The sequence below is a fragment of the Comamonas sp. MYb69 genome, assembly GCF_037479315.1.
GTDB lineage: Bacteria > Pseudomonadota > Gammaproteobacteria > Burkholderiales > Burkholderiaceae_C > Comamonas.
The window spans coordinates 314,088-329,218 of record NZ_JBBGZG010000004.1 but is presented as its reverse complement, the minus strand read 5'-3'; the positions used below and the strand labels follow the sequence as shown (position 1 = coordinate 329,218).

Annotated in this window: 9 protein-coding genes; 3 read left to right on the top strand and 6 right to left on the bottom strand. The window is 57.2% G+C overall.

What is annotated here, in order from left to right:
* The first annotated feature begins 526 nt into the window (after nucleotides 1-526).
* Nucleotides 527-1,531, top strand: a complete 1,005-nt coding sequence (locus WH303_RS07790; RefSeq protein ID WP_339517798.1) for a DNA topoisomerase IB — start codon at nucleotides 527-529, stop codon at nucleotides 1,529-1,531.
* A gap of 185 nt (nucleotides 1,532-1,716) precedes the next feature.
* Here WH303_RS07790 and WH303_RS07785 read toward each other — a convergent pair whose 3' ends face one another.
* Nucleotides 1,717-4,662: an IPTL-CTERM sorting domain-containing protein gene (locus WH303_RS07785; protein WP_339517797.1), complete on the bottom strand. Its 2,946-nt coding sequence runs from the start codon at nucleotides 4,660-4,662 to the stop codon at nucleotides 1,717-1,719.
* A 754-nt stretch (nucleotides 4,663-5,416) separates the two neighbouring features.
* On the opposite strand from WH303_RS07785, the gene WH303_RS07780 reads away from it, so the two are divergent.
* Nucleotides 5,417-5,779, top strand: a complete 363-nt coding sequence (locus WH303_RS07780; protein WP_339517796.1) for an excalibur calcium-binding domain-containing protein — start codon at nucleotides 5,417-5,419, stop codon at nucleotides 5,777-5,779.
* Nucleotides 5,780-5,957: 178 nt separating this feature from the next.
* Here the strand turns inward: WH303_RS07780 and WH303_RS07775 are convergent, their stop codons facing one another.
* The 4 genes from WH303_RS07775 to WH303_RS07760 are packed head-to-tail and all read right to left on the bottom strand — an operon-like array spanning nucleotide 5,958 to nucleotide 11,537.
* Nucleotides 5,958-7,241 carry a DUF3526 domain-containing protein gene (locus WH303_RS07775; protein WP_339517795.1) on the bottom strand — a complete coding sequence of 428 codons (1,284 nt, stop codon included), beginning with the start codon at nucleotides 7,239-7,241 and terminating at the stop codon, nucleotides 5,958-5,960.
* Nucleotides 7,238-8,641 carry a DUF3526 domain-containing protein gene (locus WH303_RS07770; protein WP_339517793.1) on the bottom strand — a complete coding sequence of 468 codons (1,404 nt, stop codon included), beginning with the start codon at nucleotides 8,639-8,641 and terminating at the stop codon, nucleotides 7,238-7,240. Before WH303_RS07770 ends, WH303_RS07775 begins: the two co-directional genes overlap by 4 nt.
* Complete coding sequence (locus WH303_RS07765) at nucleotides 8,638-9,378, bottom strand: ABC transporter ATP-binding protein (protein ID WP_339517791.1); 741 nt, start codon at nucleotides 9,376-9,378, stop codon at nucleotides 8,638-8,640. The genes WH303_RS07770 and WH303_RS07765 overlap by 4 nt, the downstream gene beginning before the upstream one ends.
* Nucleotides 9,378-11,537: a TonB-dependent receptor gene (locus WH303_RS07760; RefSeq protein WP_339517789.1), complete on the bottom strand. Its 2,160-nt coding sequence runs from the start codon at nucleotides 11,535-11,537 to the stop codon at nucleotides 9,378-9,380. Before WH303_RS07760 ends, WH303_RS07765 begins: the two co-directional genes overlap by 1 nt.
* Nucleotides 11,538-12,395: 858 nt before the next feature.
* Here WH303_RS07760 and WH303_RS07755 point away from each other — a divergent pair.
* The gene (locus WH303_RS07755; protein ID WP_339517788.1) at nucleotides 12,396-12,515 is read left to right on the top strand and encodes an excalibur calcium-binding domain-containing protein; all 120 of its coding nucleotides are present in this window, start codon (nucleotides 12,396-12,398) and stop codon (nucleotides 12,513-12,515) included.
* Between the two features lie 42 nt (nucleotides 12,516-12,557).
* On the opposite strand, the gene WH303_RS07750 is transcribed toward WH303_RS07755, so the two are convergent.
* Complete coding sequence (locus WH303_RS07750) at nucleotides 12,558-15,113, bottom strand: TonB-dependent siderophore receptor (protein ID WP_339517786.1); 2,556 nt, start codon at nucleotides 15,111-15,113, stop codon at nucleotides 12,558-12,560.
* Nucleotides 15,114-15,131: the final 18 nt, after the last annotated feature.

The following is a 15,131-nucleotide window of genomic DNA, read 5'->3' as shown; positions in this document are numbered from 1 at the left end:
AGGTTGACCCGTCCCCTGCTGAAGCTGCCGGCTCAACGCCTCTATCTCGGCATCGATCCAGGACAAGCGCGCATGGTCGCTGGTGCCCGGCGCCGGCCTGCGGGCCAGCAACTCCGCCCCTTCTTCCCTCAAGGCTGCCAATCTTTCAGCCAAATCCTGCAGGTTGCTAGAACGTTCTGACATTTGGTTTTCTTCAATTTTCTTTGAAAAATTAACTCTACCTATTTATTTGATGAAATCTATCCGGCGTTACAAAAACTACATAACGAAGCGATTTCCGCTTACAGAGTACCCGTGCCAGCACATTGAACTTTTCCGCCAAGCACGGTCCCGGCTGCCCCGGCTTTGCCAAGACCACAGCCATGCGGCATCCACCCCGCATCTGCGCAGCAGCCCCGTCTGAGGCGCAGATGCGCCAAAACAGGAGGCCCGCGCAAGCCCCTCGCTGACAGCGGGCTGCCGGGGTCGCCACTACGCTTTTGCGACGAGATCAGCGCATTTCTCAAAACCACAAGAGCAGCACCACATGGTCAAACCCCCAAAGCCTTTGGCTTATGTCACCGATGCCTCGCCCGGCTGGCAGCGCATCCAGCGCGGCGATGGGTTTGTCTACCGAAACCAGCGTGGGCAGACCATTCGCAACCCGCGCCAGCTCGAACGCATACGCCTCTTGGTCATTCCTCCCGCCTACACCGATATGTGGATCTGCCCCGATCCGCAGGGCCACCTGCAGGCGACGGGCCGCGATGCCCGGGGGCGCAAGCAGTACCGCTACCACCCGCAGTGGCAGGAGCAGCGCAAGCAGACCAAGTTCGAGCGCATGGCGGCCTTTGCGGCCAAGCTGGGTCTGATTCGCCGGCGCATCCAGCGTGACCTGAAAGCGGGCGATACCACGCAGACCTCGGTGGCGGCAGCGGTGGTCCGCCTCCTGGACACCACGGCGCTGCGCATTGGCAACGACAGCTATGCGCGCGAGAACGGCTCGTTTGGGCTGACGACCCTGCGCAACCGCCATGTGACGATGCGCGCATCGCGCATCCGGCTGGCGTTCAAAGGCAAGAGTGGCGTGGAGCAGCAGGTGGAGCTGGAGGACCCGCGCGTCGCGCGCATCGTGCGGCGCTGCCAGGACCTGCCGGGCCAGCGGCTGTTCCAGTATGTGGATGACGCGGGCGAGCGCAAGCAACTGCGCTCTGAGCATGTGAATGCCTATCTGCACGAGATCGCCGGTGAGGACTTCAGCGCCAAGGACTTTCGCACCTGGCATGCCAGCGTACTGGCCTTGTCGCTGGCGCTGCAGTCGCGCAGCAGCGATGCCCCGCTGACGGCACCCGATATCGTCCGCCAGGTCGCCCAGCACCTGGGCAATACCGTGGCGGTCTGCCGCAAGTACTATATCCACCCGCTGGTGATGGAGGTCTGCGAAGGCCCCGAGGGCGGCGCGCGCTGCGATGCCTATGCGGGCAAGCTGCGCGGCAGCGCGGGATTGCGCGAGGCCGAGCGCAGGCTGATGGCGTTTTTGGCAAGCGGCTAACCCAAAGAGTAAGAACAAAATTCATTCTGCAGAGCTTGCCTAACCCAAGCCAGGATTCTGATCGTGCAACGAAAAAAGGGGAGGTATGTTTCCATACCTCCCCCGACGTCTGTGGAGACTCTACCTGTTGTGCCAATCTCTTGGTAGGCAACAGGCTGGCGAAATATCTCAATCCGATAGACGGATTAAGCCAAGCTACTTTGCTTGCGATGACGCACAACGGCAACCACCGCAATCAATAGCGAAAGAATCCACAGCGCCCATTGAGAAAGCGAAGGCACAGGCTGTGCCACTGCAGCGGGTGCCGGCAAGGGCACGGGGACGATAGGATCATTAATGACTCCGTCGGCAACAATATTATCATCGCCAAGACCACCATCCGTCAGTTCATAAGTAATCGTGTTTCCCGATATCGTCAGGCCCATTGGATCATACCAAATGCTCTTACCCGAAGAGGTTGGGGTTGGACCAAACTTCTTAGCCCCCATTCCCTCGAGCGATGGGAATGTAACAGCAACCTTAACCTTTTCACCGACTTCACAGTTCAGCAGTTTAAATTTGAAGCCGCCTTGTGCAAAAACCGAATTTCCTTCATAAGCCACCGCCGGCGTAAATGGGCCCGTGTTTTCCGGATCGAATTCACAAGCAGAACTTGCCGTGATCAAACTGGCACTTACGACAGCATCAGTAGAAGATTTGCTGATGATGCTTCGCATTGCAAATTTAGCGGTCACGGACTTATCGCCTTGGATGTTCTCTACCGTGCAGATTTTCCCAGTGCAATCACCTTGAAACCCAACCAGCTCGAAGCCAGGTGCAGGCGTTGCAGTACACACGCTGGTATCACCATAAGCAATTGGACCCGTGCATGCCACTTGACCTCCATTGGCAGGAGTAGCAGACCCAGTCACCACAAAGAAATTACGTGTAAATGTTGCAACTGCAGTTTTGTCACTCTGAATATTATCGATAGTGCAGACCGAACCGGAGCAATCGCCACTGAACGACGCAAATGTATAACCAGGATTAGCGATTGCTGTACAGGTACTGCTGCCTCCGTGATTAATCGATGTCGTACAAGTTACCGTTCCGGCTTCCAATGGATTCACGACTCCAGTGACGCTATAAAGAGTCGGCGAAAATCGAGCAATCACCATCTTGTTACTCTGGACATTGTTAATGGTGCAAACATTGCCCTCACAATCACCAGCAAATGCCTCGAAGGTATATCCTGGCACGGCTTGTGCCGAGCAATTGATCGTGCCGCCAAAGCCCACAGGCCCAGAGCAAGTCACCGCTCCCGCATCCACAGGATCGGCAGCACCAACAACGTTGAAAGATGCAGCAATAACCGCATCCGTATCGGTTGCCGAATTATTTTCAGGACGGGGATCAACGATTTCTGCAGAATTCGCAACAACTGCAGTATTGGAAATCGTACCAGACGCGGCCAGGTCCACTGTCGCATTCAATGTATATGTCACAGATCCGCCGACGGCCAAGTTAATGGAGTCATTGATGCTACCTACGCCGGAAGGCGTACATATTCCACCGGCATTTCCCACGCAGGTCCATACCGCATTGGTCAAAGAGGCAGGCAATGTATCGCTCACGGTGGTGCCAGAAGCGGTGTCAGGCCCTGCGTTCGACACCGTAATAGTGTAGGTCAGGGAACCGCCTGCCGCCACCGACGTGATGCCATCCGTCTTGGTAATAGATACGTCTGCAGCGGCTACTTTACCCAGCAGCGGGATCTGCAACGTTACACCATTGGCGGTAAAGGTCAGCTCGCTAGACGTCACACCTTGGGAGGTGGGCGTGAAGGTCACATCAACCACGCAGCTTGAATCTGCTGCCAAACTCGCTTGACAGTGCGAGTTTACTGAATAGCCAGGACCAGCCACAAAGTCGCTCAAAATCGCCAGTGCTTTTCCATTATTCTTAATGGTAACCGGCAGACTGCTCACCGAAGCCAAACGTTTATTACCAAAATCCAAAAACCGTGGCTCTACACTGACATCATAACCCACGGCACCCGAACCATAGGTATTCATCTTGATACCAGAGTTGGTTATATAGGCAATGTGAATATTACCAGTCTGGGGATTGATTACCGCGGTTTGATTATTAGCCTGCGCCACTATAGTCTGCGAAGCATTGAAAGTAGTAAAAAAATCGTTTGAATTTTGAAATGCTATGCCACCACCGTTGGTCTTATAAAGATAGAGCGCATTTCCAAAATCATCAGAAAATACGCTAGCCGAATTCGCAACAGTCGTTGCGTCCAGATTAAGCCGAACACTAGTATTTGAATTTATATTTACTTTATAACCCGGATCACCAGAAGATCCGATAAGACTTCCGACCGCATACAAGTAAGTATTATCTTGCTCATGCGCCAAGGCCCAACTAGAAAAATATGCTTGCCCTGGAGGGTTGATTACCGGCCCAAAGGTTTTGCCAAAATCGGTACTTTTACGAACCTGGAAAGCGGGAGTGTCAGCGGCGATGTAAACATCGCCATTAACCCTGTCAACCATAACATTTCCGAATGCCACGCTCATAGCGACATTCGTAGTAGCAAACGTCAATCCCTCATCATCACTTCTGAAAAGCTGAAAACCACCACCTCCAGCACCCATAAGATAGACGTATTTACCAAATGTAGCCATCCCAATAGCGGAACTGGTGCTCGAAACCGCGCCCACCTTGTTCGGGTCAGACCAAGTGACACCTTGATTCAAGCTTCTCGAAACATATGCCTCGCCATTATTCAGTATGGCAAATACGTAAACTATTCCACTGCTTGATGACCTAATTGATGCGGCAGCTACCGTAGTCGCACTACCCCCAAATGCGGGCAGATTAACGCGCTCCAGAAAACTAGCACCCTGGTTGATGGATTTTGCTACGCTTAATACATTGGCCTTAAAAAATACCATATATACATTACCAGCAGGATCTGCGGTAAGTGAACGAGAGGTATTGGATACGCCAACATTGCTTCCTGTGCACGCCGCCCCTTCACACACATCAACTTGCACGTCTCCGTTCAACAAGATTGGGGTGAGGGCCGCATGCGCGTTCCAAGAAATAAATAGAAGTAGCCAGATTCGAAAAATTGCTTTCATAAACCTCTCAGTAAAATCTTAATTAACACCAATTACCTGGATAAAAAAATACGATGCAGCACCAAAACGAACACAGTGGATCATGTCGCCTGCATGACAAACCTACATGTGCAGAACGCCCTATTCAGAGGAATGTCAATGGGTTACAGCGCCATAAAGCAACCGGTCCCCAAACCGGCGCTTTACCAAATTACCAACCTGCCTCGATGTAGTGGAGCCGAGATCAGACTCGTCAGCAGCCTGAGCTCATGTAGCGCGGAACGACGGGAACCAACACACCGCGCGCAAGCTTACACACATTTCAATACATTTGAAACTTTTTGCGATAAAGATCGCACGATTCTGCAATTCGCTATCGACTTTCGTTGGAAGAACGCCGCCAAGAGGCGCTAAGGCGAAGCTAGTGCACGCTGCCAGCAGAATTTTTGTAGTCACCCAGGGTGGAAGGGGCCGACAGATGCGAGGCTTCGGGAGCAATATCGGCCTCAAAAAGCTATATGCGTTTGTCGCCACCCAGCAGAATGTTGCCCCCTAACCCGCAGCGGGATCCGTGCCGATCAATGCTGGCAAGGTTTTGCCCACCACCAATGATGGCTACGTGGGCAAGGCACCGGATATTGGCGTCTTTGAGGCCGGGAGGCCCCACCCAAGCAGTACGACCCACGCGGTATGCCGTCAGCGAGGCGGTAGTTTGGATGTGGCGGGGGCACGCATATAAGTGCTTTCCCCCTTCCCTGGCCTGACTCAGCCAGCCATGGAGTCGTTACACTCACTCACATCCAAAGAGGGGGAGACCGTGTTCAGGCCCGTCATCTATCTGCTGATCGCATTAGCCGCGTGGACGGTGTACAGCCGCTATGAGCAGCAGCAGGCCGCATCGCTGCGGGATTCCGAGCCTGTTCTCTCCGAGCCCGAGCCACCCGAGGCACCGGAGGCAGCTGCGCCCAGTGCGCCGAACCCACTGTTCAAATGCGATGGCCGCACCCACTGCTCGCAGATGACCTCGTGCAAAGAGGCCAAGTTTTTTCTGAAGAACTGCCCCGACACCAAGATGGACGGCGACAACGACGGCATCCCCTGCGAGCGGCAGCTCTGCAACGTCAACAAAAGACCATAAACCAAGAGCTTTCACTACAGTCCTCGTCCTCGTCCTCTTTCTCGCACTCGAACTTTCCGCTCCAAGTCGGCAAGGGGCCGTCGGCCTCCCAACCCGTTCAGACAGTGTCGTTGCGCAATTTGCCAAGCATCCAGCTGCAAAGACGCTTTGGCTCAGGAAAGACGTTCTCACCGGTTCGTTAGAAGCTTGGTAAGTCCGACCAACCATCGGGCGTCAGGCCTTTTCGATCCATAACCCGGGGAACCAAAAATTCTCTCCACCGTTCCCTGAAGACATCCACTTGGCGCATGTAGGCAAGGTGGCTTTGCACATCCACTCCAGCGCGTCGCTCGCTGGCCAGTACCAAACTCAAACCTGGAGAGAGCCAAGACCAATGCTCCACGAAGTCTGACTGAGCTTCACGCGCATCTTCGAACCGCTTCAGCTCAGCACGCAATTCCTGCTCTTGTTGTAATGCCCTAACGACAAAGCTCGCAGGCCAAACTGCAGGTAGATGGCTCGGAATGTCTGGATGACTTGCATACCAATTTTGGGCGAACTCTTGCTCATGCGTCTCGCTCTCCTGCTGCGCATCTCTGATTTTCACAATCGAGGACAGCCTTGAAGGCATTGGAGAATGTATTTGGGCAGCCTGCACCATGGCCGCAGGAACGACGAAGGTGAGCGCAAGCCAAATGCCCAAAGCAGTGAGCATGCTCGCTGCGCCGGAGATTGGCGCCCAAGACAGCAAGCCTCCAATCACTACCCATATCAAGGTGAAAACTGCCAGGAGACCTAGCCAACTTAGAGCTGCACTGGCGCTTGAGCCCGGATCCAGAGCGAATGCAGGCAAGGTGGACACAGAGGCCACCCCGAAGAGCGCCATAAATCGCCACCCAATCGCTGCGCGCATGAGCCCACCTACACCATGGCTGGCTTGCACGCGAAGAAGGCTAAGCCGACCCTGTTCGCGCTCTTCCTGCATCATTCCCGCGCAAAGAATCAGTGCAGCAAGGGGCAGCAGCAAGGCTGTCATCGCAGGAATACCAGGCAAACCCGACAAACTCAACAGAGGATTCTTGATAGACCCCAGCTCCCGTGCGTCGACTTGGCTATTGTCAAGAGAGACCTTCAACGCTGAGGGCAGCGAATAAAGGCGCTGAACACCCAGGACCAGCCCTTCTTGAACAGGCATTCGGGTTGAGCCCAATTCACTGCGTCCGGCTTGGTAGGTGGCGGTCGCCAACGCAGGTCCGGAGGTACCGGCTTTACGCATCGCCTCCATCACGGCATCCAACCTTTGCGCGCGAAGCGGTTCATCTTGCGCAGCAGCGGCTCGCCATGCTCTTGCATCCAATCCCGCAGAAATCGAGGCAAACATCAGTACGAGCATCAGCGCACCCAGGCTCACCCACGTTAAGGGCTGCCGCACAAATTTGCTGGCTTCTGCACGCCAGTAGTGCACTCCAAACACGGCTTTCATGGATTGAGCCTCCGCGTACTGAGCCAAAGAGCAGCAGCAACCGCTGTGGCCCATGCCATCAGTTGCGCCCAAGCCAGAGCGCTCGCTTCTAGTGCAAATCCAGTCCCAGGCGCCTCATAGCTCCATGCGGGAATCGCCTGCCACTGCGCGTTGCCAGCATATTTGTCTTCGAACGATGTCACCCCTTTGGTTGAGGTAAGGTCCCACTCGTCCATCCAGGTGGTGAACTTTTGACGGTAGGTTTCCGCCGCCATCTCAAAATGATGTCGATGCGCCAGATCCGTGCCCGCCATCGCCGCGCTGATAGTCCCCATTGGTCCGTAGGGGCTGATGAAGCTCATCCAGCCGAGCAGCTTCTGTTGGTGGAATTGTGCAGACCAAAGCCGCTCGAAATGCAGTTCATGGACATGGGTCGAATAGCTGTCTCGGTAGAGCCGGCGCTTGGCGTTCGCACCGAAGGGCAAGTCCTCAAGCCTTGACACGCCGTTGTCCGCCAGAAGCGTTTTATCAAAGGCTTTCATGCGTTCAGAAGCTGAACCGTCACCTGGCAGGCCATTTTGGATGTCATCGCCAATGCCTTGCCAGAATGCCGCACCGGTTGGCAAGGGGGCCCATCGCTCGACCAGGGAGGCCGAGAGCCTCGGCACGATGAAGACCCAGCCAACCCACAAGGCAGTCAGAACAAGCAGCGCCATCCTTGAACTATGGCAGTGCACAGATACAAGCACTGTTACTCCCACCCAGGTGATGTAGTACACAAGAAGAGATACACCTAGAGCAGCGAAAGCACCAAGGTGCTGCTCACCCCCAGCCATCCAAGCGCAGGCAAGCCCGATGGGCAAAAGCACGACCAGCAAGGCCACGGTAATCCCTATCCATTTACCAAACACCAGTGAGCAACCGCTGATACCAAATGCATGCAGCATCCTCAAGGTGCCAGATTCCCGCTCTTGGGTGATGGTGCTGTGTCCCAAAACCGCAATGAGAAGCGGGACCAATACCAGCAACACAAATGCGGGAGTGAATGCCCCCCAGCCGATAGAGGGTGTCGCATCTGCGGCGGGCGAGAATAAAGCCATGTTGCGCTTGTGCGGCTCTAACCACATTGCCTGGCCAACATGCGCATCAACTCCGGGATCCACGCTGGACAGCGTGGACCGGGGCTTGAAAGCGTACATGCCGAAGTGGGCAGCGCGGTGCGGGTTCTTGTCTCCTTGGTGGTCCCATTGCTGGCGGGCCACTTTCTCAACGTGGGCGCGCTCTTGTTCGGCAGCATCACGTTGCATGGATGCAGTCGTCAGCATCGCTGCAAACAGCAGTACAAGGACAAGACCCAATGTCCAGAGTCGCCCGTCCCGTAACAACGAGCGGGCCTCCTTCGTAGCAATAGAAGCCATCATGGGACGCTCTCCTCCCTACAAGTTGTGCCTGCTTGCTCAAGGTAGATGCGCTCCAGCGTGTGATGGTCAACATGTTTCGCGTCGAACGCAGATACAAGCTGCCCTTCGCGCAGTATGCCAATACGGTCCGCCACCTGGAGGACGTTGTGCAGGTCATGCGTTGCCATAAGGATGGCCATGCCGGCGTGTTTGGCCGCTAACACGCTTTGAGCGAATTCATTGGCCGCAGACGGATCAAGTCCCGAGGTGGGCTCGTCCAGCAGCATTGCACGTGCTTGCCGTGCCGTAGCGATGGCAAGGCCCACTTTCTGGCGCATGCCCTTCGAATATCCAGCAACTTTTCGTTCATGGGCTTCGATGGCCAGGCCAGAGATTTCCAGGAGCTCTTGTGCTCTGCCCTTGTCCAGTGGCAACTTGGAAACCATGCAGAAATAGCGCAGGTTCTCCACCCCTGACATGTAGGGATAGAGTGCAACATTTTCTGGCAGGTATGCCAGTCTGGAGCGAGCGTCTTGCGGATGCACCGAAGCGTCGATGCCATCCACCAGAGCTTGACCGGAGGATGCTTTGACGAGACCCAAAAAGGCATTCAAGGTGGTTGTTTTTCCAGCGCCATTGCCTCCCAGCAATGCGTAAACCGTGCCCGACGGGATGCCTAGATTCAAGGTCTTGAGCGTGGTTCTGCTGTTGCGTTGGACAGTGAGGCCGCGAGCCTCAAGAATGAAGTTGTTGGACATCAGAAAAAGTAGCGGACCGTAGCGCCAAATGTAGTGCGAGGGACAGGCGAGACCATCAATCCAGCAGCGCTCCCATAGGCAATCTCGGTACCATAGCGATGGGGCTGGAATGAGGCATACAGCGAAAACTGTGTTTGGCCCATGTCATAGGTACCGCGCAAGTCGTACCTGGTAAATATCGGCATGGTCCGCTCCTGTGTAGTAGGCGTTCCAACGTAATACGGAATATCCGAGATCAGATAGGCATCGGCGTTCAGCGTAAGCTGGCCTGAGCCCAACCGGAGTTTGTGCTGCGCTCCCGCCTTGAGTTGCGTGGCTGGGATAGAGAGCTTGGCACCGGCATTGGCAGCTGGATTGTTCACCTTTGCCATCAGGATCTTGCCGATGCTGGCATACACGCTGGTTGATGGGCTTACCCGCCAACGTGCGTCCAGCTCGTAGCCCTTTCGGGTGGTGTCCCCGACAGATTTGAAGGAGCCGTCCGCCTGGCTGACGATTTCATCGGTGTTCAAGATGTAGTACGCGGCGCCAGACAAGGTCCAAGCATCAGCGGGGACCGCCGTAAATCCCAGATCGTAAGAGCGCACCTTGCTAGGGGCCACATGGCTGACAACGCCTCCCGCTGCACCGAGCGGCCCGGTTGAGCCACTGCTGCTGATTTGTTCCGCTGCGGGAGACCGCATACCTTCGGCGACGTTCGCAAACAGCTCCAGCTTGGGCAGCACTGACCACGATGCTCCGAGCTTGGGTGTAAAGCTTCCCTTGTCGTACGTGGTACTTGCCGCGGGCAGCTTGAGATTATCGATGTCGTAGTCGAATCGGTCATAGCGCGCGCCGGCGCTCAGCTTCAGCGTCTCCGTAGCTTTCCATTGACCTTGCGCGAACACCCCATAGGTGAGCAAGTCCAAAGACTGTGCGTTCACATAGTTCGCCGTTGGAGCCCGATTGACGTACATCTGGCGGTAAGCATCGCCGCGGTCTTTGCGCAGCTCAACGCCCAATGCCAATGCTGCCTGGTCAAACGTTGTGTTGTTCAACACGCGCACGCCATAGATGTCACGGTTGTCTACACCTACTGTATGGGTCGTGGCGTTGGACGTAATTCCTCGAGTGCGTTCAAAGTCCTCGGCATAGACGGTTGCGTACCAGCCATCCTCACCATCAACGGGCGCGCGATTGAAGACAATGCTGGTTCGGCGTGCATTGCCAAAGCCTGGGTTGTTGGCCTGGGTCGAGCGCGGGTCCAAGCCTGCCTCAATTTGAGGCAGAAGCAGATAGCCCGAGGCCGTAAAGTCAGCCACGTAACGGGTCAAGCGAAGACTGTAAAGGGCACCATCATGTTTGGTGGAAAGCTTCCACGAGAAGCTGTCTCGGTCGGTCGACGAGTCGTAGCGATAGCCGTCGTTGCGGTACACATCGGCCAGGAACAACGAGTCGATGTCCGAGAAGCTATTGGACAGCAGCAGCGTCGCACGACGCAGACCGTATCGCTCGGCACTCACGCTGATGCTTGAAGGGGTGGCACTTCCGCCGTTGTTGGTTCGAATGCCGACGGCACCGGCGCGGTTTTGGTCACCGTAAAGCGCGGAAATTGGCCCTTTGATGACATCAATGCCGTCAATCAGATCCGGGTGCAGCCACTCCAGAAAAACTGGCCCGTGACCCGCACCGCCTTGGCTTGATGGAATGTTTTGTGGGACGCCATCGACATAGACTGCCGTGTCGGCGCCATGGGTTCCTTGTGTGGCAAATCCGCGCATTCGAAATCCGTTGCCGGTCTCGCCCTGGTCAATATTGTTGGCAAGCACCCCGGGCACCCGGCGAAACACATTGGAGATGTCGCGTCCCACGTTCGTACTGGCTATGTCGTCTGGTGTCAGCGCTTGCACTGTGGTTGGCAACGCTGTTGCCTTCAGGGAGACTGCTGCACGGTCCCCTGGTGCGCGCCTGGCTGAGCCAGCACTTTCTCGCACTTCCACCGACGGAAGTGTGACCTCTGCTGTAGCGCCTTGGGGAACCGAAGCATCGGAAGCGCTTGGTTCAGAAGTCTGCGCATGCACGCTAGGAAGGAGCGACACCGCCACGGCAACAGCGCTGAGCTGTGCAGTGGACCAGCGCAGCTGAGGGTTCACAAGGCTGAGGGGATAGAAGAAAGGCATAAAACTTGAAAATGGTTCTTGTGACAGTGCACACGACCACCTGACAGGCGCATCAATGCCTGCCCACGTGAGAACATAGTGAAAGGTCGGGTTTTGAAGGCACCGCCCCGAAACGGCTGGACCGCCAATGGTCAGATCATTTGACTGGGACGCGATGGCGATACGTCGCTCGCTGGAAGCGGGAGAGTCGGACTGCAGCTAGAGAAGCAGCGCAGGGATGCAGCCTGACGGATTCAGCCTGCGGGTGGGCCACGCGGATGCGCCGCAAGTGCGCTATGCGCAGAGGGTAAACCTGCCCAGATCTGCGCAGGAGGAGGATTGGCTTCAGCATGCGCGCAGAACTGAAAGAATGCGGGCATGGCTTCCAGCTGGCTTGCATGGAACATGCACCAGAGGCATGACTCCTTCGTGCTGCCTTCGTGGCTTGGTACATCAACGTCCGAGTTGGAGACGGCTGCCCTATTTCCCTGCGCCAAAGGAGTCTCTGTACCTATGGGCTCGCTGGCATGCTGCGCTTGGTGCAACGGCCACGCAAGCAAGACACAAGCCGCGATAACAGCAAGTATCCAGCGTGAAGCTGATTGGCTAAGCACAAGCATGTTGGATTCAATTGATAATGAATTATCATTATCACATTTTTAGCGCTTGTCTGGTGCATCAAGGCCTATGGTTGTGCTCGCTTTCCGTGTTGCGGCCATGCGCATAGGCTAACCAAGTGCCATTTAGTTAGCGCCTGGCGAGCTCCACTTGCCACAGGCACTCGTCACTCCAACTATCAATCCAGCGCCTGTCGCCACAGCTGATCCATATGACGAACGCAACCAGCGGCTCAGCCCGATCCCCAAACATGTTTCGCAGATGACCTCGTGCAAAGAGGCCAAGTTTTTTCTGAAGAACTGCCCCGACACCAAGATGGATGGCGACAACGACGGCATCCCCTGCGAGCGGCAGCTCTGCAACGTCAACAAAAGACCATAAACCAAGAGCCTGCGCTGCAGGCTCTTTTTCATCGCCGATGGCCTAGAACTTGCCGTTCAAGGTCAGCATTGCATTGCGTGGCAGCGCCTGCATATTGCCGTTGTAGACCGAGCTGACGGTCTGGTAGTAGGTCTTGTCAAAGACATTGTTCAGGTTCAGGCTCAAGGTCCAGGTCGGGTCAAAGCGGTACTGCAGCATCAGGTCCCAGGTCGCATAGCCGCCCTGCGTGAACTTGTAGGGCTGGCTCTCGCCGCTGCTGTTGGTGACAGCGCCGCTCACATACTGCGTGCTCTGGATACGGCCACTGCCGCCCACGCGCCAGTTCGACAAAGCACCCGGCAAGGTATAGACGGTGGACAGCTTGAACAAATGCTTGGGCGTGATGCTGCTGAAGACCGTGCCTTCGGTCTTGTCCCGCGTCTGGTTGAAGGTATAGCCCGCCGCCAGCTGCCAGCCGCTGGAGACCTCGCCCCCCACTTCCACATCAAAACCCCGGCTGCTGACCTTGCCCTGCGGCAGGTAGCAGCAGCTCGCACCCCAGAGGCTGTAGTTCTCCGCATAGCGTTCATCGAGCACTGCGGTGCCGGTGCGCTCCACGTTGAAGACGCTGAAGGTCGCGTTCATGCGCCCATCCATCAGCTCGCCTTTGAGCCCCGCCTCATAGCTCTTGCCCTTGATGGGGTTCAGCGGCGTGCCCGGCTGCGGGCCCGCCAGGTTGAGCGCCTGGGGCTTGAAGATCGACGAGTAGCTGACATAGGCCGACCAATGCGGGTCCAGGTCATAGATCACACCGCCATAGGGCGTGAGCTTGGCGCTTTCTTTGAACGATTTGGCGGACCAGGGGCTGGTGTTGCCAGCGGTGTCTATGATGTCGGACATGGTCTGCGTGAACTCATAGCGCGCCACGCGGGCGCCAGCAATCACATGCAGCTTGTTGGTCGGGTGCAGCCGCACAACGCCATAGGCGCCCAGCTGCTCCTGGCCCCAGGGGCCGTAGCGCTCGCTGAGGTTCAGGTTGAACTGGTCAAACGCCGGGTTCCAGGGCTGGATGTCAAACACATTGCCGCCCACCGTGCCGCTGTCGGCAAAGCTCATGTTCTGCCAATGGCTGCGCACCCGCTGCCAATCGGCCCCGATCAGCAGCTCATGGCTGCGGCCCAGCAGCGAGAACGGGCCGCTCAGGTTCAGATCCACCATGTCCTGGGTGTTGGACGAGTCCAGCACACCGCCGCGCCACACCGGCCCGGCCAGGGTTTGCGGATCGACGGCGCCAGACAGCGTGCTCCAGCGCCGCTGCTGCTCGGTGCGCGCATGGGTGGCGTTGAGCTTGAACTTCCAGTGGTTGTCAAAACGGTGCTCCAGCTGGGCAAACACTTCCTCGTTCTGGTAGTGGAAGTAGGCCCAGGGGTTGGAGAAGGCCGTGCTGCGCGGCAGGCCCAGGCTGCGGCCATCGGCAAAGCGTGGTAGGCCGGCATAGTCGCCCTTCTGCCGCACCTTGCCGTAGGATCCGCCCACGGTCAGCAAGGTGTCGGCCGTCAGGTCGGCCTCCAGCACGCCGTAGAGCGAGGGCTTTTCCTGGCTAATGTAGTCAAAGTAGGAGTCGCCCTTTTGGTAGCTCAGCACCGTGCGGCCCCGGATGCGGCCATCCTGCGTCAGGGAGCCGGTGGCATCGACCTCGGTGCGCTGGTTGCCCCAGCTGCCCAGCGATTGCGACACCTCCACCTGCTGCTGCGCCAAAGGCTTTTTGCGCACCAGGTTGATGATGCCGCCCGGGTCGCCCACCCCGCCCAGCAGGCCGGATGCTCCGCGCATCACCTCCACCCGGTCGTAGGAGCCCATGTCCTGCTGGGGCTGGTAGGTGTAGGCGCCCAAGGCCATCGGCGCGCCGCCATCGATCTGCATGCTGGTGATCTGAAATCCGCGCGAGAAGTAGCGGCCGGAGTTGTCGGCCACGATGACGCCAGGCGTCAAGGTCAGGGCCTGCTCCACATCCACCACCCGCTTGTCGTCCATCAGCTGCCGCGTCACCACCGACACCGACTGCGGAATCTCGCGGAAGGACTGGTCGGTCTTGGAGGCAATGCTGGTCACCTGGTTGGTGTAGGAGCCCGTGCCTTCAGTCGTGCCATTGGCCGAGCGCCGCGCCGTCACGCGGATCTCGGCCAAGGAGCGCTCGGGCGCCAGCGCTGCAGCCGCAGCGGCCGGCGCGGGCGTGGTGCTGACCGGCTTTTTGACGACCAGGTAGCTGCCGCTGGCCTGCTGCACCGCCCGCAGCCCCGTGCCTGCGACCAAGGCAGCCAGGCCCTCTGGCACCGTATGCCTGCCCTGCAGGCCGGGGCTGCGCAGGCCCTCGGTGGTATCGGGGGTAAAGGACAGCAGCACGCCGCTCTCCTTGGCAAAGCGGGTCAAGGCTGTATCCAGCGGGCCGGCGGGGATGGCATAGGCCTGGGCGCTCTGCCCCGCTACAGGGGCCTGTTCTTGGGCCTGGGCATGTGCAGCATGCGGCAAGATAGCGGACAGCGCCAGCGCCAATGCGCTAGGGGCAAGAACGGTGGTGCGGCCGCCAAAGCGGCGCGCGGATGTGCGGTGATGGGCCATGGATGCAATACTTTCTGT